The following is a 17,925-nucleotide window of genomic DNA, read 5'->3' as shown; positions in this document are numbered from 1 at the left end:
CAACGAGGCCGGGCTGGGCCTAGCCGATGAGGGGAGCTTCTGCGGGGAAGCGAATGGCACGAGGCCGATCGCGCAGAGCAAGAGCAGCAGCAAGCGTCATTGTTCCGGTGCGTCCGGCAAACATGAGCGCGGCTAGTACGTACTTCGCTAGTGCTGGGAGCGCGGGAGTGATCCCCGTTGAAAGTCCCACTGTCGCAAAGGCAGATATCGATTCAAAGAGGACGACATCCAAGGTGTAGCCGGTCAGCGAGAGCAGAATGACCGTCGAGAGACCGACGAGGAGCGAACCCATGAGAGTGACCGCAACCGCGAGACGAAGAACGCCGTGGGAAATGCGACGGCCGAAGACCTCGATGTCGCGATCTCCTCGTGCCTCTGCAACAGCAGCGAGCAAAAGAACCACGAAGGTTGTCACTTTGATGCCACCTGCAGTCGACACGGAGCCGCCACCGATCATCATGAGGATGTCTTGGATGAAGTGGGTCTGGGGGCGCATCTGACCGACATCGAGTGCGGAGAGCCCGGATGAGCGAGCGTTCACTCCACCCAAAAGCGCGTTAAGAAGCTTCGAGGAAACATCGAGGTCACCCAGAGTTGAGGGGTTTGTCCACTCGGTGATCGCAAGGGTAATGGTCCCGACGAAGGTGAGAAGAATGTAGGTCGAAAGTGTGAGCTTCGTGTGGAGCGCCCACTTCGACGGGGTGCGCCAATGCTGTGAAAGATCAAGGATTACCGGGAAACCGATAGCGCCCACGAAGGTTCCCAGAATAATCGGTCCGAGCATCCACCAGTCATTGTGGTAGGGGGTGAGGCCGCCACTAAGGATCACAAAACCAGCGTTGTTGAAAACCGAAATTGCCATGAACATCGCGTGGAAGAAAGATTCCACAAGTGTGTCGTGGCCAAGAGTGATGAAGCGCGGGAGGAAAACGAAGGTGAGAAGGATCTGTGCGCTTAAGGAGGTAAAGATGACAGCTTTGAGGAGCGCTGTCAGTTGCCCCATGCCACTTGATTTTGTTTCAACTGTTGCGAGCATGCGCTGGGTAAGGCCGAGCTGGCGTGATACTGCGTAGCCCAAAATAGTTGCGAGGGTGACGACCCCCAAGCCGCCAATGAAAATACCCAATGCGATGACTGACTGGCCAAAGGGTGACCAATATGTTGCGGTATCGACAACAGTTAAGCCGGTGACGCAGACGGCAGAAATTGCCGTGAAGAGAATATCGATGAAGGGTGCGCGTTCCGTTGAGGCCGTTGCAATGGGGAGCGCAAGAAGCGAAGTAATAAAGGCAATGAGCATGACGAAGACGATCAATGCCAGCCGAGCGGGAGAATAACGAGCCTGACGAGCAAACCATACGCGGAAGCGCATCCATGGTCCCGAGTCTTCAAGAACCCGAGGACTCACTCCACGCGGGTAAACAACGGCGGGAGAGGGACGATCTTCGGAAGCAAGTGGCGCGGTCGAATAGTCACTCGAACGGTGCTCAAGAGCCCGAGCATGGGAGCTAGGAGAATGTCGACGGGGTATCCCGCGACGCGCGCCTTGACGCCGATTAGAACGAGCCATGTCACCTCCCGTTTTCACTCGTTAACACTCATCCTAGTGCCCCAAAAGTCTAACGCCTGAAACGTTTGTGAATAACGTGACACAGGTGGCTGAAGTAATTGAATGAAATTGAAGTGGAGAAAGTTGCATTTTGGGGGAGTGAATCACGTATCATAGGACGGAAATAATCTTTGCACGTCTGGGAGTCATCAATGGATCAGCACTCTGCCCCGCGTTTTATGACGGTATCTGAGGTGGCGGACATTATGCGCGTCTCGAAGATGACTGTTTATCGTTTGATTCACAGTGGAGAGATGCCGGCAATTCGCGTCGGTAAGAGCTTCCGCGTGCCCGAATCAGCTGTGGGACAGCTGATCCGTGCCGGTCTGACTGATCACATCGATGAACGCGTTGCGGGGATTAACGGGTAATATAAACCTGCTGTGCCTTTTGGCACCTGACGTCAGGCGGTAGTCACCTCTGCCGCACCTACACACTCGAGGGAGGAACCCCATGGGCTCCGTCATTAAGAAGCGCCGCAAGCGCATGGCGAAGAAGAAGCACCGCAAGCTGCTGCGCAAGACGCGTCACCAGCGTCGCAACAAGAAGTGATCTTCTTGAAGGGTCCCTCCACAGGTGGGGCCCTTCGGCATATCTCCTCCATTCCCTCCTCTTCTCGCGTTTTGCCCGCGTGTCGATGATGGGAGCCACGAAAGGCTTGTGAAATGAAGACCGTCATCCATGTGATGCGCCACGGAGAAGTCGATAACCCAGACGGTATTTTGTACGGCCGCCTTCCCGGCTATGGCCTTACCGACCTCGGTCACCAAATGGCCGAGGCCGTCGCCGACTACTTGGTGGATACCAACGCGGATATCACTCACGTTGTCGCCTCGCCCCTGCTGCGCGCACAACTCTCAGCTGCACCCACGGCCTCGGCCTACGATCTCGAAATCGAACACGATCACCGCCTGATCGAAGCAGAATCCGTTTTCGAGGGCGTCGCGGTAAATGCAAATCGATGGATTTTAGCGCGACCGCAATACTGGCGCTACTACGTCAATCCTCTGCGTCCATCGTGGGGAGAATCATACGCCCACGCTGCACAGCGCATGACCCGCGCGGTCGCCCGTGCACTGCGAGAAGCTCGCGGCCACGAGGCCTTGCTGGTTTCGCACCAGATGCCGATCGTTTCGCTTCAGCGTCTGATCCGCCACCAGCCTCTGGGGCACTCGCCGCTGTCGCGCCAGTGCTCTCTTGCGTCCTTGACATCACTGATTTTCGACGACGATGTGCTGGTCGGAATGACCTACACGGAGCCCGCTGCGCACCTGCTCTCCCAGGCCTCGGACATGGTTCCGGGAGTATCTGAGGCTCAGCTCAAGCGCTAGGCGTCGGGTCTTCGTCCTTACCTGGATCAGAATCCTCTCCATCGTCTGCGGTGGAGGGGTTTTCTGTTTTCTTCTTCTCTTCTTCGCGCTTGCGTTTCATCTGAAGATCGCGTTCGAGGCGGAAAAGGAACTCGGGATCATCATCGGGCGCTGCGGGGGCTTTCGGAGAGGCCTGTTCCTGACGCTGTTCCGCATTCGCGACAGCCTTGAGGATGATCCACGCAAGCGCACCCAACGAGAGGAATGGAACCGTCACGACCAAGATGATGAGCCAGGTCATTCGCGGCAAATTCAAGGGCATACGGTCCGCAGGAGTTGTCGCCCAGTCCGAAATTGCATAAACGGATGCAGCAAACCAGGCGATAACAAAAAGAACGCGAACCATACGTCGAGTGTAAAGCAGGCGGTCACGCAAATGTACTGGAGACCAAAAGGGCGCTCACGAAGATGGCCCAGCCCAAGGTCAAGAAACCCGTGTGTTTAAGGACCATGATGAGTCCCTTCCCACGCAGGCCGCTGAGGACCAGATACGCAGGCTGAGTAATCGCCAAAATCCACGTAATCGAGGCGAGAATGCACACAATCACAGGAGTACCGACGGCTTGGGGGAGAGCGGCAAAAACTGTGATGGGGAAGAGAAGACACAGTGCAAAGATCCAGCGCGAGGCTCGCTGTCCCAAACGCACGGCAAGAGTCTTCTTCCCGCTCACGCTATCTGTTGGGATATCGCGGATATTGTTGACCATGAGCATGGCAACCGAGAGTAATCCCAAGCATGAGGCCATGAGCCACAGCCACCAGGGAGCTTGAGGGGTGTGCGTCCAAGTCGTCCCGACCGTTGCCATGAGGCCGAAAAAGACGAAGACGAAGAGTTCGGATAGCCCGATGCCCATGTAGCCGTAGGGGTGCTTGCCTCCGGTGTAGAACCAGGCTGCGGCAACGGCTGCGATACCGGCTGCAATGAGGGGCCACGCTGCGCTAAGTGCGACCAAGATCAATCCGAGTACGCCGGCCGCCGCGAAGCATCCCAGTGCTGCGCTTAAAACAGTTCGAGGCCGAGCAAGCCCCGACCCGGTGAGGCGCTGGGGACCGCTGCGCTGGTCATCCGTCCCACGGATCCCGTCGGAGTAATCGTTGGAGTAGTTGACTCCAATTTGGAGGAGCAGTGCGACGCTGAGTGCGAGGAAAGAGCGGAGCGGGTGGAAGCTGCCCAGAGCGTAGGCGGCGGCCACACCCACAATGACGGGGGCAGCGGCTGCGGGAAGAGTACGCAGCCTGGCCCCTTCAATCCAGTCCGCAAGAGTCGCCCCGCCCGGCCTTGCCTGACTCATCGGCGCCACTCTGAATCGCTGCCGGTCAGAGACTCGGCAAGGGCGCGCGCTGCAAGACGGTTCACCTTGCCCGATGAGAGCTGGGGGATCTCGGGAACGAAAATGACGCGGCGAGGTGCTTGCGGGCGACCGATCTGGTTCGCGACCTCCTCGCGGATCTTGTGGCCCCAATGCTCAACGAAGTCTGGGTCGGGTGGGAAAGAAGTCTGCGCCTCGGGGACGACCAGACAGGAGAGGACTTGGCCCCACTTCTCATCATCAAGTCCCACCGACCACGCGTCCTTAACTCCGGACACGTTCTTGAGAGCATCATCAACCCGAATAGGCGGGATGTTGAGGCCTCCGGAGATGATCACATCGTCTGCGCGCCCCATGACTTTCAGGCGTCCACCCGCGTCAATCATTCCGGTATCTCCGCTGATGAACCAGCGTGTGCCGAGTTCGTCGTGGAAGGGAGTGTCCTGGGCTAGATAGCGAGTCAATAGCACGGGACCCGCGATGGCGATGCGGGTGGCTCCATCCCATTCGAGCGTGCGGACTAGGACTCCGGGGAGGGGAACACCATCGTAGACGCAGCCGCCGCAGGTTTCCGTCATTCCAAAGGATTCAACGATGTGGAGGCCCGCTTCTTCTGCGCGGGCGCGCAAAGTTGGATCTAAGCGGGAACCGCCGATGAGAATGGCGTGAAGTTTCGCCATGGCCGCGAGGACCTCGCCTCCAGCATCGAGGCATGTTGCCAGCTGGGTGGGGACCAAGGAGAGATAGCCCGGAAGTTCGGGGTCGGAGGTAGCACCTGCAATGGCCGGAAGCAGATCCTGCGGGTTGAATCCGTGGGTGCAGTCCACGATTTGAGGAGAAATCTCTGTGGCTGCCGCGCGCATGAGGACCTGAGCGCCCGCAATGTGGTGCGAGGCAAGAGCGAGGATCCAGCGTCCGGGACCTCCCAGTGCGGAATGCGAGGCCTTGACCGAGGCCAAGAGTGCCTCGATGGAGAGCCCGACCAACTGGGGTTCGCCAGAGGATCCTGAGGAAGCGAGGACAAGATCGATCCCGTCAAAGAGGTTGGGATCGTCGATGCGGTCGGCGAGTTCGGGATAGAGCTCGGGTGGGAATGCTTCACGAGGCGTAGTCGCCGCCGCGCGCAGGCTTGAAGGTGGCACTTGGGCGGGATCGCGGATGACGACAACGGTGCGTGGTGCTGGGTGGTTGGGGTCGACCTCGCGCTCTTCGTGCAGCTCAACGAGCTTGTGCAAAGAAGCGTGCGCCATTGCTACAGATGCCGGGGAAGTGCCCCCCGGAACAACAAGAAGACGAAGGTCACTCACTTTTTACCTCCCCGGTACCGCCTTCTTTAACGGTACCCCCTGACCAGCGGAAATAGGGTACCAGGAAACAATCAGCTATGCGCGGGAAGAATTTGTGGGCGTGAAGCTGTGAGTTTATCGCGAAAACAATGTGAAATCGGTAGGATAGGGACGATGATTGAACATACTTCTTCCCGATCGCGCAAGCCTCTGATCCTCGGCGTCTCGCTGGGGTTTTTCTTCGTTGCGCTGATCGCAGTGGCTGTCGCTTATGCAGTGCACTACTCGGCGCGTGCGCTGCCCAATGTGACCGTCGCTGGACAATCCGTTTCCGGAATGACTCGCGATGAAATTGTCTCCATGGTCGATGAGCGAGCCGCCGGGATGAAGGTCAACCTCAAGGTTGAAGGGCACTCCACTGAACTTGCGCTTGCTGACATGGGCATGACCGTTGATTCTCAGGGGAGCGCTGAGCAAGCTCTTGCTCCGAATAAGAGCATCTTGGAACGTTTCAAGGCGCTTGCAGTTCATCACGACGTCCCCGCTGCAGTCACAGTCGACGACGTCAAGCTCAGGGAGCTGTCGAATAAGGTTGCCTCTTCCCTGGGGACACCGGTCGTTGATGCCAGCGTGCATCCCGCGGAGGACCAGGAATCCTTCGTGGCAACCTCTTCGCAGGCCGGCCGTGGAGTTGCCTACGAAGAACTTCGTTCAGCCCTTGGCGAGGCCGCTCGCATGCTGCGTGGGGGAGACCTCGAACTTACGGCCTCGAATCTGTCTCCCGTCGTTGACGACCGCACGGCGCAGGGGATTGCCGATAGCGCAAATAAGCTGGCGCAGATCCCCGTTGAGATCTCCGATGGTGAGGACGTGATCCAGGCCGACGCGAAGGCTCGCGTTGGCTGGGTCAAGATCTCGGCCGCCGAAAACGGCACCTTGAATCAGCCGACGATTGACGATGAGCGCGTACGTGAGTGGGTTCGCACTCAGGGGGAAAGCACCAATCGCGAGCCTGTGAATGGTCGTCACAACGTGAATTCCGCTGGCGATATTGTCCAAACCCCGAAGAAGGCTGTTGATGGTCGCAAGGTGAAGGACCTTGATGCCCTCTCGTCTTCTGTTATTGAATCGCTCAAGGCGAATCGCGAATTTAAAGGCGAGTTCAGCTACGACACGACTCCTGCGACTTATGAGCGCAAACTGATCGCAGATGGCGCAGAAAAGCTGGTGTATCAAGCAGCACCGGGAGAGAAGTGGCTCGAGATTAACCTCGGAAACAACTCTGTAACTGCCTATGAAGGTGCGACGGTGGTTCATGGTCCAGTCGCAATTGTTCCGGGTTCTCCTGGCCATGAGACCGTGACGGGTCTGTACAACGTTTACCTCAAGTACCAAGCACAAGACATGGGCTGTACTCCGGATTGGCCCTACTGTGCCAAGGGTGTCCCGTGGGTGACCTATTGGACCGGTTCTTACGCTTTCCATGGTGCTCCTTGGCAGAGCTCCTTTGGCTGGAGTGGCCCGGGAGGCTCGCACGGCTGCATCAATATGCCCGTTGACGAAGCACGCTGGGTCTATCAATGGTCGGAGATTGGAACTCCGGTCATGTCGCACTACTGAGCCGCAAATCCGCGTGACTTCTTTCTGACTGGGGAATATGTCACGAAAAGATCACGCGATGGGGCCAATAGTCCGGTGATCTTCCGGCACAAATGTGGGAGAATAATTCCTGACAGATGTTGTCATCAATTAGGAGGCTCCTGTGCCCATCGCAACCCCTGAGGTTTACAACGAAATGCTCAACCGTGCGCGTGACGGAAAGTTCGCGTACCCGGCAATTAACGTGACCTCTTCTCAGACTCTGAGCGCTGCACTTCGCGGTTTCGCTGATGCCGAATCCGATGGCATCATCCAGGTTTCCGTGGGTGGCGCTGAATACTGGTCAGGTTCCACCGTCAAGGACCGTATCGCCGGCTCTCTGGCAATGGCTGCCTACGCGCGTGAGGTCGCAAAGAACTACGACGTCACCATCGCACTGCACACCGACCACTGCGCAAAGCAGAACCTGGATTCTTGGACCGAGCAGCTCATGCACATGGAGGCCGAGGAAGTTAAGGCAGGTCGTCTGCCCTGGTTCCAGTCCCACATGTGGGATGGCTCCGCTATCGCCCTCGATGAGAACCTGGAAATCGCCAAGCGCCTGCTCCAGCTCGCAGTTGACTCCCACACCGTCCTCGAGATCGAGGTTGGCGCCGTGGGTGGCGAAGAAGACGGCGTCGTTGGCGAAATCAACGAGAAGCTCTACACCTCGACCGCAGATGCCATCAAGACCGTTGAGGCTCTGGGCCTGGGCGAGAACGGCCGTTACATCACCGCTCTGACCTTCGGCAACGTGCACGGTGCTTACAAGCCCGGCCACGTCAAGCTGCGTCCCGAACTCCTGGGCACCATCCAGGAAGAGGTCGCCGCTCACTACGGTCTGGATCACCGTCCCTTCGACTTGGTCATGCACGGTGGCTCTGGCTCGACCGACGAAGAGATCGCACTGGCAGTTGCCAACGGCGTTATCAAGATGAACGTTGACACCGACACCCAGTACGCCTTCACCCGCCCGGTCGTCGACTGGATGATGACCAACTACGAAGGCGTCCTCAAGATTGACGGTGAGGTCGGCAACAAGAAGAAGTACGACCCCCGCGCATGGGGCAAGGAAGCGGAAGCCGGCATGGCTGCACGCGTCGTTGAAGCTGCTGAGCGCCTCGGCTCGGTCGGCACCAAGATGCGCTGATCGCTTCTGAGCAAGCACATCTGGTGGGGGTACCTCAAGGGTGCCCCCACCTTGCTTTTTATTTTGAATGCGGCGACTCAAATTTTGTGTTCAAGACGCGTCCATCCCAATTTGTAGAGCCACAGTCAATTTCGAAGAATAGAGACGCTAGACTTGAACCAAGTCGAAGGACCACCGAGGGTCTGACGGAAGGAAGACAAAGATGACTGATGCACCATGGACCCGCGTTGAGGGCATGATGATCGCTTCCCAGCTTGATCCCGCCGAGGTTGCCCAGGCACTTCGCGAGAAGGATGTTCTGGTCCAGCTTGAATGGTTTGAAGCCACCCCCCAACTCCTAGGACTCAACGTCGCAGTGGCAGATGGCTGCGTTGCGACTATTACTGAAGGATCAACCGAGGCTGTGCCGGGTCTTACGGTCACCGAGCTTGCCCAGGATCTTGCCCAGCGCTTCAACGCCGAAGTTCGTTTGGGATCTGAACACGCTGACGCACTGTCTCAGAATGAGAGCCCGCTCGCTGATTTCCTTCCCGACCAGGTCGAGGACACTGAAACTCCGGTCCGCATTGTCGAGATCGGCCGCACCCCCGCTTCGTCAGTGCCTTTGCTTGCAGCCCTTGAAGGTGTTGACGTTGCTGACATCGAGCTCGAGGACGGTTATCGCGCTCTCCTCGCTGAGATTCCGGAAGAGAAGTCCGGATGGAACTTCGGTGACCTCCCCTTGGTCTCTCTGACCATGACCGACGGCGATTTGCATCTCTACCTCGTTACCGACGACCACCTCGAGCATGTGCTCACCTATAACTGGGGAATGACGGTTCGCATCGTTGTTGGTTCTTCCTCTGTCGAGGCCGTTGATCCGGCCGTCGTCGACCTGGTAGGGGACCGTCCCGCATTGCGCGAGATTGCGGCCCACGTTCCTGGAGCCGATGTTGATGCACTGCTGGCAGCTCAAGAACTCCGCGGCGCGGAGGCAATCACTGGGGTCGTCCAAGCTCTCGCTCTTCCTCATGGCGTCGCCGAGTTCCTCTCGGGGACCATCGAAGCAAGCGATGTTGAGGGTGCGGTCCTGCATGCCGCTCGCGGAATTTCAAATGCGATCGGACGAAGTGTTGACATCATGATGACCAGCACTGAGGATGCGCAGACGGCGATTCAAAAGGCCTATATGGCAGTCGTTTCTGAGCGCCCATGGATCATCTCAACGCTTGCCACCTTGGAGGCGGCTGTCGGTGCGTCCATGCTTGTCTCGACAGTGAAAACCCCCAAGCCTCGCTCTGGATGGAAGATCTTTGCGGGAGTTTTTGGTGGGGCCATGCTTGTCGATGCATTTGCTGAGATCGCACTCGCGCGCGTGATGCGATCGAAGTTCCACCGTCGCTGAGACTCTACAACTGATAAAACAGTGCCGTCCATGCCTCTGGTGAGGTGTGGACGGCAGTTTTTATCCCCTGGATCGGATGAGGAAAAGTTTCTGGGTTACTTTCCCTTGTGGAAAGTAGCAAGAGCCCCAGCCGCAGCAGTGACAAGAAGCGCGGCAACCGCGACAGCACTGTTGGCTTCAACATCGCTCATAAGGCCGCCACGGCGTCCATCAGCGTTGAATGCGTAGCTGGACGGGGGATTTACTGCGCCTGCGTCAGCGGAAGTAGACGCGGCAGAAGCCGAAGGGGCCACAGTTGCGGGACTGATCGGTGCAATCGGAGCATTCGTACTGCGCTGAGCCGCACGATTGCTGTTCTGCTGGGGAGATTGCGAGCGGTTCGCAGCCGTCCCGTTGTTTCGTGAAGAATTCTGAGCGCTAGGACGGTTCGGCGACTGCGGTGAATACACTCGAACGACGCGGGCGGGGGCCGGAGTACGGTGGTCCGCATTCGGACGAGGCCTGGGCTGGACGATCACACGCCCCGGATTCTGGTGAGTCGGAGAAACGGTTGCTGGAACTCGCGTATTCGGGGAGGCGGTGGGACTTGCCTTCTTCGTTGGCGTAGCAGTTGGGGTTGGTGTGGGCGCCGAAGTGCTTACAGACGCAGAGGGAGACGGAGTCGGCGTCGTTGAAGGGATGGGCGCGGGGCAGCTCAGCTGACCACTGAGTTCCAGCTCGGTCCAGCGCGATTCATCATTGCTCAGGCGCTTCCAGTGGAACTTAGTCGTTGTTTCGCTAGACGAATCTGGCGAGCAACTGGGTGCGCTCTGGCGAATGCGTGCGACGATAGAAATCTTCGAATCCTGAGGCATATTGACCACCGAGTGGAAGAGAGGAACTTCCTTATCGGAGGTAAAAGCAGCGGAACGCTCATCCGTGAAGTTCGGGCAGGTGGCTCCGCCATCCGTCGTGCATTCGAGGGTCCAGGTCAAGGTCTGGGCGCCCGGCGCCTTACTGGAGAAAACGCCTTCAATTTCGAGCTCGCGCACGTCGTTACCGACATTGCTGAGTTCAAAAGTCATTGTCCGGATCTCACCCGAAGCGACGAGAATTTCCGGAGTCGAAAGGCTGGAGTCGATCGTGGGGATCGAATTCAGCTCGTCGATTTCTTTGATGGAGGTCGCATTAGCCGACGGAATTGCATGGGATTCGGCCCAAGTCTGGCCTTCGTGACCGGTGAAATCACCAATAGAAGGATCGCCCTGCGGGGTCGGCTCGGGGTCGAGCTCGTCCAAAGTCACTGCGGGAGTCTGGTTTGGGAGCTTTTCTTCGGGTGCGAACTCAGCGCCTTCGACAACGATCTCTGCCTTTTCGTAGGGAGTACGCGCGAATCGCCTCCCGAGTTCGGAGTCCCCGTCTAAGACGATGGCGTCGGAAGGAACCCCAACGGAAGCAGTATGCGAAGTCTTTGCCGGCTCTGTTGAATCAGCTGAAGGGGCAGCAGCATAGACCTCGTCGGTCTTGTCTGCGTTCATATGCCCATTGCCAGGAGCTACTGAGACGGTTGTTGAGGGGAAGAGATCTACATCTGCCAGGGCTGGTGCCCACGGCAGGGACATGATCGTGAAAGATGAACCGATTGCTGCCGATGTGAGGAGAATCAGGGCGCGCGAAACCCGGGGAGCCTGTCGATACGACGGCGCCCTGTGGGAGGATCGCGTTCCTAAGTGAATTCTCACATAGGCCCTTTCGTTCTAAGTGGAATGCACGATGGGAGTGTGCACCACTAACACGCACTTTATGTTAACGGCAGTACTAGTTTATAGGGTTTGTCAAGGTTTTGGGATACACAAGTGTATCAGAGCTGTAATTTTCCCTGAAATTCAGCTAAAAATGTCATGGATCGCAACCCCTGTCTTAGATTCGTAGACCCTGAAGAGGTACTGAAAGATTAGTCTTATTAGAAATAGTAAGGATAGGGGGACCAATCTGGCTCGCGGTGCTCAATGAAAGCATCTCGGCCTTCCTGAGCCTCGTCAGTCATGTAGGCCATCCGCGTTGCCTCCCCTGCAAAGACCTGCTGTCCCGCCAACCCGTCATCTGCCAGATTAAAAGCGAACTTCAACATTCGGATGGCCTGAGGAGATTTTGTTGCAATGATGCGAGCCCACTCGAGTGCAGTTTCTTCCAGCTGCGCATGGGGAACCGCTTCGTTGACGACGCCCCATTGCGCGGCCGTATCCGCATCGTAGCGGCGAGCAAGGAAGAAGATCTCGCGAGCGCGTTTATCTCCCACTTGGCGTGCAAGGAGCGCTGAACCGTATCCGGCATCGAAAGAGCCAACATTTGCATCGGTCTGCATGAAGGCTGCATGCTCACGCGAGGCAAGAGAGAGATCGCAGACGACATTGAGGCTGTGTCCACCTCCCGCTGCCCACCCGGGGATAGCGGCAATAACGACCTTGGGCATCGTTCGAATCAGGCGTTGAACCTCGAGGATGTGGAGTCGCCCCGCCCGCGCGGGATCAATCTGTTCCCTTCTCTTTTCTACCTGCGCCGAGGCCTCGCTTCCCTCAACTTCATAGCGGTAGCCATCCTTGCCGCGGATGCGCTGGTCGCCACCCGAACAAAACGAATAACCGCCGTCGCGAGGGGAGGGGCCATTGCCCGTCAGAATGACGGCAGCGACGTCACCGGTCATTCGCGCATGATCAAGGCACCGGTAGAGTTCGTCAACCGTATGAGGACGGAATGCATTGCGAATTTCAGGACGGTCAAAAGCGATGCGAACGACGGGCAGATCCTCGCCTTTGGGGGCACCGTCGATAGGGCCTCGGGAAATCCCACGATGGTAGGTCATATCGGTGAGCTCGAAGCCCTCAACCTCGCGCCAGCGCTGGGCGTCGAAAGTATCAGAAACAAAATCCAGTGCACTCATACAGCCAAGAATACCGACCTGCTACCACTTGGTCCCGGCACGTTTTAGGATAGGGGGGTTCACATATTATGCGTCCGCCTAAAGGAGTCCATTGATGTCCTCCTCTTTGTCCGCAATTCCCGGACTTGTCCCTCTTCCAGTCTTCATTGAAGAAGCACAACCTCATCCCTCCGATGCAACATGGGCAGAGATCAGCCCTTCAGTCGTCTTGTGTACCGAAGAAGAATTCGAGGCCGCAGTCTCCCCCTGCGAGCTCCCGGCAGGCTGGCAGCGCAGCGAGGCCTACCTCTTGGACCTTTCCAACGGCGCGGCGCAGGTGAGTGCGATCAGCGAACTTGGGCTTTCACGAGGCCTGAGAAGGCTCAACACTTTGGCGATCGCCAATCATCACCGCGAGCCCGTCGCTGTGAAAATTTTTGACTACCCGGCATACAGGCACCGCGGCCTGCATATTGATGTCTCTCGCCATTTCTTCGGTGTTCCTACAATCGTTCGCGTCATGGATGCGATGAGCGAGCTGGGACTGAATATTTTGCATCTGCACCTCAGTGATGATCAGGGCTGGCGTATTGAGATTCCGCAGTTCCCTGAGCTCATCGAGCGTTCCTCTGATTGTGCGGTTGGCGGGGAAGAAGGCGGATACTACAGCCTCGAGGACTACCAAACGCTGGTCGAAGAAGCGCGCTCGCGGATGATCGCGATCATTCCCGAGATCGATATCCCCGGGCACGTCAATGCAGCGCTTCACGCTATTGAAGGTCTCAACCCTGACGGTCTATGCCCCCCGCTCTATGAGGGCACAGAAGTGGGCTTTTCAACGCTGTCTACCAAGGCCCCGGCGACGCAAGCATTCCTCGAAGCAATCGTCCAGACCCTTGCTCCCTTCTCTCCCGCGGGAATCCACATCGGTGGGGATGAGTCCTTCTCGACCGCAGAAGGCGATTACCCGATCATCGTTGGCAGCCAGATCGAACGCATCCATGCTCTGGGCAAGCGCGCTCTCGCGTGGGAGGAAGCAGCGGATCTCTTGGGCGAAGGAGACCTCGTGCAGGTCTGGCATGATGACCTCGAGGGTGACTCTATCGCTCGCGCAGTTGCGCGCGGCGTGCGTGCAATCATGTCTCCCGGCCCCAAGGCCTACTTTGATATGAAGGAATACCCCGAACAAAAGCTCGGTATCACCTGGGCCGGTATTCTTCCTCTGAAGAATGCGTGGGATTGGGATCCAGAGAAGATCTGCGAAGGCGTGGGTCGTGAAGGGATCGAAGGCGTCGAGGCCTGTCTGTGGAGTGAGACCCTCCGTCGCGAAAAAGATGTGTGGGAAATGCTCCTGCCGCGCTTAGCGGGCCTTGCTGAGGTCGCCTGGGCTGGTGGTCCCCGTGGAAGCTGGGAGGACTTCCTCGAGCGTCTCGCAGGTCTTGAGGGGCTGTGGCGAGGCCGCGGCTGGTACATCAAGTAGCAACAAGGTGATGCCCTCCCCGATTTGGGGAGGGCATCGTCGTCACCCGCACGCGCATTCCAAACGTTGGGCGGCGAGGAAAAGCGCTCAGTTATTAGACCTGGGCGTACAAGCGCATGAGGCGCTCAACTTCTTCTTGAACCAAACGAGTTGCCGGGCCAACGTACTTGCGCGGATCAACCAAGGATGGATTCTCGTTGAGGATCTCGCGAACTCCAGCGGTGAAGACAACATTCAAGTGTGTGGAGACGTTGATCTTTGTCATCCCTGCACGAATGGCCTGAACCATGCCTTCGTCGGGTACGCCCGAAGAACCGTGAAGTACCAGAGGAACCGGAACTGCCTGGTGAATTGCGGAAATCAGGTCGTTATCGAGGACCGCCTCACGAGTTGCCATGGCGTGTGAGGAGCCCACTGCGACAGCAAGAAGATCCACTCCGGTGTCGGCAACAAACTGTGCCGCGTCATGGGGATCGGTGCGTGCAGAAGGATCGTGGACGCCGTTCTTGCCGCCCACCTCGCCGAGTTCCGCTTCGACGCTCACGCCGTGCTCGTGCGCAAAAGCCGTAATTTCAGCGGTGGTTTCACGGTTTTGTGCATCGGGGAGCTTAGAGCCGTCGTACATGATCGAGGTGAATCCCAGTTCGATCGCTTCGCGGCAGAGGTTGGTGTCTTCTGCGTGGTCCAGGTGCACTGAAACCTGCGCGGACGAGGCTTCTGCGAGTTCAAGGAGAGCCCGCCCGAGGGGGCGCAGACGGCCGCCGTGGTACTTCACTGCGTTTTGTGACAGCTGCAGGACCAGCGGCAGATCGGTGTTTTCAGCGGCCTGAACGAAGGCCTCGGCGTGGTCGAGAAGGACCACATTGAAAGCGGCAAGGCCAACCTTGCGCGCGGCGCACTCGCGTGCGAGTACAGCGGTATCAGCAAGCATTGTGACCTACTTTCTTGTGAATTTAAGACAAACGAATGGGGGTAATACGTGCGAGTAATTCCTCGCGAAGCGGACAATCGATTTCTCCGGCGACCGGCATAGTCACTGCGGCGGCCGAGGTAGCGACGGCCTCGGCAATTGCGGTGGAAATGATGGACTCAAGGTCATCCCCGGCCTGAGCAAGCGAACGCGCCAAGGAGGCAACGCAAGCATCGCCCGCACCGGTCGGATTTCCTTCAAGGACAACGCCCGCCTCGGCATGCCAGTGGCTGTGGGCGGAGAAAAGGTCCATCCCTTCTTCTCCACGTGAGACACACACCCATGTGGGGCCAAGCTCGAGCAAGGTACGTGCCCCTTCCTCAATGGAAGACGCGCCAGTCGCATCAAGGAGCTCGTGGTGGTTGGGCTTTAAAACATCAGCCCAGCGTGCGCACTGAACCAAAGACGGCCCAGAGGTGTCCAAGATGATCCGGCATCCGCGCTCGCGGGCAGACTCAAGAATTGGCTCAAGAGACTCAAAACTTGTGTTTCCGGGAAGAGAACCGGAAACAACCAGAACATCCGACGCGCTTAAAGAAGCCTTCAAAAGCTCGCGCATCTCTTCCCAAGAATGAGGAGGGAGCGAGAAACCTGACTCGTTGTACACCGTCGCCTCGCCGTCGATCATGGCGATTGAACGACGCGTTTGAACGGGAACGTCGACCCAGTGCGTCGTGACCTGGGTGGTCATTTCTTCCATTAACGAGGCGATGGCTTGTCCCGTGGTCCCGCCGAGGAAGCCCGTCGCATGGTTGGGTACCCCAAGCTGCTCCAAAACGCGAGAGACATTCAGTCCCTTGCCTCCCGGACGCTGGGAATACTCGGTGATGCGATGAACTTGACCGCGAGTCTGATCGGGGGCCTGCCACGTAATGTCCAGGGCCGGATTCGGTGTGAAAGTCCAGATCATGATTCGACCTCGATTCCGTGGCTTTGGAAGGCAAGCGCCGCGGCGCCCAGCGCCTGCGAGGAAGAGCCAAGTGCCGCGGTGAGAACCGGGGGAGCGGGCATCACGGTGCAGCCCTTGTCCAGAGCGTTGCGCAGCGGATCGTAGACAAGAGAGCCGCCGCGGCACAGCCCGCCGCCAAGGACGATGGGAATTGCCCCGACTTGGTGACATACCGTTGCCAGAACTTCACCCAGAAGGCTCATCGAGGTCGAAAGAATCTCTTGGGCGAGGCGAGACGAATCCTCATGGGAGTTGGCGAGTTCTTCGACCTCGCGCGCGCCCGAGCCCTGGGGAAGGATCCCGGCTTCGATTGCGCGCCGTGCAATTCCCGAAGCTGAGGCAACGTGCTCGAGGGGGACAATTTCTGAAGGATTGTCCGGGTGGGGGACAGGGATCTGACCGATTTCTCCTGCCCATGGGGCGCCAGGCGCCAGATGGGAGTTGATGACAAGTCCCGAGGCGATTCCTGTCCCCACCGCAACGTAGAGGCATGAGGAACACCGAACTCCCCACAGCGCCTCGGCTAAAGCGCCCGAACGCACGTCATGTCCCAGGGGAACGAAAGAATCCAAGGCCTGGGAGAGCATGTCGCCCAGCGGGGCATCTTTCCACCCCAAGTTGGCGGAAAAAATACCGATTCCTTGTTCTTCGTTGATAATCCCCGGAACGCATACGCCTACTGGCGCCTCGGGCGAGTCCTCGCGCAGGGTGCGGGCCAGTCGCGCGGCTGCGGCAACGACGTCTTCGGCACCGGTGCGCGGAGTAGCGACGGCCTCGGAAGTGGCAATGATATTTCCTTGGGTGTCGGCGAGCACCCCCTTAATGGTGGTGCCGCCAACATCGATTCCGATGGCCAGCTGCTGGTCCGCAGTGCTCACTTGAGGATCACCGAGCGGGTCAGGTGGCGCGGAGTATCGGGGTTAAGGCCTCGAGCCTCGGCGCGAGCAACTGCCAGGCGCTGGGCAACAACCAGGTGAGCCATAGGATCACCGTCGAAGGTCACCAATTCGGCGCCGGTTGCAGCAACCTGATCGGCCATTCCTTCCGGAACCGGGCCGAAAACCCAGGTGAGGCGACCGGGCTGTGCGATCGAAATGGGACCGTGGCGGTATTCCATAGCCGGGTAAACCTCGGTCCAGGACTGCGAAGCTTCGCGCAGCTTGAGGCCCGCCTCGTTGGCCAGACCAATGGTCCACGCGGTGCCCAGGAAGGTGATCTGCTCGGCGTCCACCCAGCGCTGGGGGATTTCGCACTCAAGTGCGCGCTGAGCGTCATCTGCGGCGCTTGCGATATCGTCTCCCAAGCTGTGGCGGAAGTAGGCCAAAGCGGTGGTGGCGAAACGAGTCTGGACGACGGATTCTTCATCGGCGAAGTCCAGAACAACCTCAACATCTGCGTAGGGGGTTGCGGGGCCATTGCCCACAGCGGTGATCAAGACATTGGGAACACCGCGTTCTTTCAATCCGCGCAGAATGTCGATGATTTCAGTTGTCGTGCCTGAACGAGACAGACAGACGACTCGATCGTAGGAGCGATCCCAGGGGAATTCGGTTGCAGTGAAGGCATCCGAGAGTCCCTTGCCCTGGCGCTCACGAGCAACGGTGTAGGCCTGGGCGATGAACCATGAGGTTCCGCATCCGATCACCGCAATTGATTCGCCATCTTTGGGAAGAGCATCGGTGGGAACTTCACAAACTCGACGCCACAGCTCGGGCTGGCTGTTGATTTCTTCTGACGTAAGGGACATCGGTGTCTCCAGTGTGTAGAGGATGTGCATCACCACGTCGGTGTGCTTGTAATATCGTACCAAGAAGGAGATAACTTGGGACTGGCTGAAAAAGTCCGCAAAGTTGTTCCCTGCGCGCAAAGCGGCTAGATAT

Annotated in this window: 17 protein-coding genes; 7 read left to right on the top strand and 10 right to left on the bottom strand. The window is 58.1% G+C overall.

The window, feature by feature from the left end; translation table 11 throughout:
* Positions 1-19: 19 nt before the first annotated feature.
* On the bottom strand, positions 20-1,570 hold the full coding sequence (locus tag ACWNMW_RS03630) for a TrkH family potassium uptake protein (protein WP_448750435.1): 1,551 nt from the start codon (positions 1,568-1,570) through the stop codon (positions 20-22).
* Positions 1,571-1,761: 191 nt separating this feature from the next.
* Between ACWNMW_RS03630 and ACWNMW_RS03625 the strand changes: the two genes are divergently transcribed.
* The 3 genes from ACWNMW_RS03625 to ACWNMW_RS03615 all read left to right on the top strand — a co-directional run bounded on the left by ACWNMW_RS03625 (position 1,762) and on the right by ACWNMW_RS03615 (position 2,940).
* The gene (locus ACWNMW_RS03625) at positions 1,762-1,980 is read left to right on the top strand and encodes a helix-turn-helix domain-containing protein (protein ID WP_009408561.1); all 219 of its coding nucleotides are present in this window, start codon (positions 1,762-1,764) and stop codon (positions 1,978-1,980) included.
* A gap of 82 nt (positions 1,981-2,062) precedes the next feature.
* On the top strand, positions 2,063-2,161 hold the full coding sequence (locus ACWNMW_RS03620; RefSeq protein ID WP_003792170.1) for a 30S ribosomal protein bS22: 99 nt from the start codon (positions 2,063-2,065) through the stop codon (positions 2,159-2,161).
* A 113-nt stretch (positions 2,162-2,274) separates the two neighbouring features.
* Complete coding sequence (locus tag ACWNMW_RS03615; protein ID WP_299059205.1) at positions 2,275-2,940, top strand: histidine phosphatase family protein; 666 nt, start codon at positions 2,275-2,277, stop codon at positions 2,938-2,940.
* Here ACWNMW_RS03615 and ACWNMW_RS03610 read toward each other — a convergent pair.
* Genes ACWNMW_RS03610 through ACWNMW_RS03600 form a run of 3 tightly spaced genes read right to left on the bottom strand, consistent with a single transcriptional unit; the run spans position 2,930 to position 5,596 of the window.
* A complete protein-coding gene (locus tag ACWNMW_RS03610) occupies positions 2,930-3,325 on the bottom strand; it encodes a phospholipase (RefSeq protein WP_295895166.1) in 396 nt (131 codons plus the stop codon). The genes ACWNMW_RS03615 and ACWNMW_RS03610 overlap by 11 nt on opposite strands.
* A 22-nt stretch (positions 3,326-3,347) precedes the next feature.
* Entirely contained in the window at positions 3,348-4,271 is a 924-nt protein-coding gene (locus ACWNMW_RS03605) for a 1,4-dihydroxy-2-naphthoate polyprenyltransferase (protein ID WP_449490053.1), read from the bottom strand.
* Positions 4,268-5,596 (bottom strand): AMP-binding enzyme, encoded by a 1,329-nt coding sequence (locus ACWNMW_RS03600; RefSeq protein ID WP_449490052.1) that lies wholly within the window; start codon positions 5,594-5,596, stop codon positions 4,268-4,270. The genes ACWNMW_RS03605 and ACWNMW_RS03600 overlap by 4 nt, the downstream gene beginning before the upstream one ends.
* 153 nt (positions 5,597-5,749) lie before the next feature.
* Between ACWNMW_RS03600 and ACWNMW_RS03595 the strand changes: the two genes are divergently transcribed.
* The 3 genes from ACWNMW_RS03595 to ACWNMW_RS03585 all read left to right on the top strand — a co-directional run bounded on the left by ACWNMW_RS03595 (position 5,750) and on the right by ACWNMW_RS03585 (position 9,747).
* Complete coding sequence (locus tag ACWNMW_RS03595) at positions 5,750-7,195, top strand: L,D-transpeptidase family protein (RefSeq protein ID WP_449490051.1); 1,446 nt, start codon at positions 5,750-5,752, stop codon at positions 7,193-7,195.
* Positions 7,196-7,337: 142 nt separating this feature from the next.
* Positions 7,338-8,363 carry a class II fructose-bisphosphate aldolase gene (fbaA, locus tag ACWNMW_RS03590; RefSeq protein WP_034502361.1) on the top strand — a complete coding sequence of 342 codons (1,026 nt, stop codon included), beginning with the start codon at positions 7,338-7,340 and terminating at the stop codon, positions 8,361-8,363.
* A gap of 202 nt (positions 8,364-8,565) precedes the next feature.
* A complete protein-coding gene (locus ACWNMW_RS03585; protein ID WP_449490050.1) occupies positions 8,566-9,747 on the top strand; it encodes a hypothetical protein in 1,182 nt (393 codons plus the stop codon).
* A gap of 95 nt (positions 9,748-9,842) precedes the next feature.
* On the opposite strand, the gene ACWNMW_RS03580 is transcribed toward ACWNMW_RS03585, so the two are convergent.
* On the bottom strand, positions 9,843-11,264 hold the full coding sequence (locus ACWNMW_RS03580) for a hypothetical protein (protein WP_449490049.1): 1,422 nt from the start codon (positions 11,262-11,264) through the stop codon (positions 9,843-9,845).
* Positions 11,265-11,689: 425 nt separating this feature from the next.
* Complete coding sequence (locus tag ACWNMW_RS03575) at positions 11,690-12,667, bottom strand: 1,4-dihydroxy-2-naphthoyl-CoA synthase (protein ID WP_034502351.1); 978 nt, start codon at positions 12,665-12,667, stop codon at positions 11,690-11,692.
* 94 nt (positions 12,668-12,761) lie between these two features.
* Here ACWNMW_RS03575 and ACWNMW_RS03570 point away from each other — a divergent pair, with 94 nt between their 5' ends.
* A complete protein-coding gene (locus tag ACWNMW_RS03570; RefSeq protein WP_449490048.1) occupies positions 12,762-14,126 on the top strand; it encodes a family 20 glycosylhydrolase in 1,365 nt (454 codons plus the stop codon).
* 94 nt (positions 14,127-14,220) lie between these two features.
* On the opposite strand, the gene ACWNMW_RS03565 is transcribed toward ACWNMW_RS03570, so the two are convergent.
* From ACWNMW_RS03565 to ACWNMW_RS03550, 4 genes are read right to left on the bottom strand one after another with little or no spacing between them, the layout of a single operon-like run.
* Positions 14,221-15,057, bottom strand: a complete 837-nt coding sequence (locus ACWNMW_RS03565) for a class II fructose-bisphosphate aldolase (RefSeq protein ID WP_072456644.1) — start codon at positions 15,055-15,057, stop codon at positions 14,221-14,223.
* Positions 15,058-15,079: 22 nt separating this feature from the next.
* Complete coding sequence (locus ACWNMW_RS03560; RefSeq protein ID WP_449490047.1) at positions 15,080-16,006, bottom strand: 1-phosphofructokinase family hexose kinase; 927 nt, start codon at positions 16,004-16,006, stop codon at positions 15,080-15,082.
* Positions 16,003-16,923, bottom strand: coding sequence for an ROK family protein (locus tag ACWNMW_RS03555; RefSeq protein WP_449490046.1), 921 nt, complete (start codon positions 16,921-16,923; stop codon positions 16,003-16,005). Before ACWNMW_RS03555 ends, ACWNMW_RS03560 begins: the two co-directional genes overlap by 4 nt.
* Positions 16,920-17,792 (bottom strand): SIS domain-containing protein, encoded by an 873-nt coding sequence (locus ACWNMW_RS03550; RefSeq protein ID WP_034502342.1) that lies wholly within the window; start codon positions 17,790-17,792, stop codon positions 16,920-16,922. Before ACWNMW_RS03550 ends, ACWNMW_RS03555 begins: the two co-directional genes overlap by 4 nt.
* Positions 17,793-17,925 lie beyond the last annotated feature (133 nt).

It is taken from the genome of Actinomyces sp. Marseille-QA0893 (genome assembly GCF_976954355.1).
This window is presented reverse-complemented; position numbering and strand designations above follow the sequence as displayed.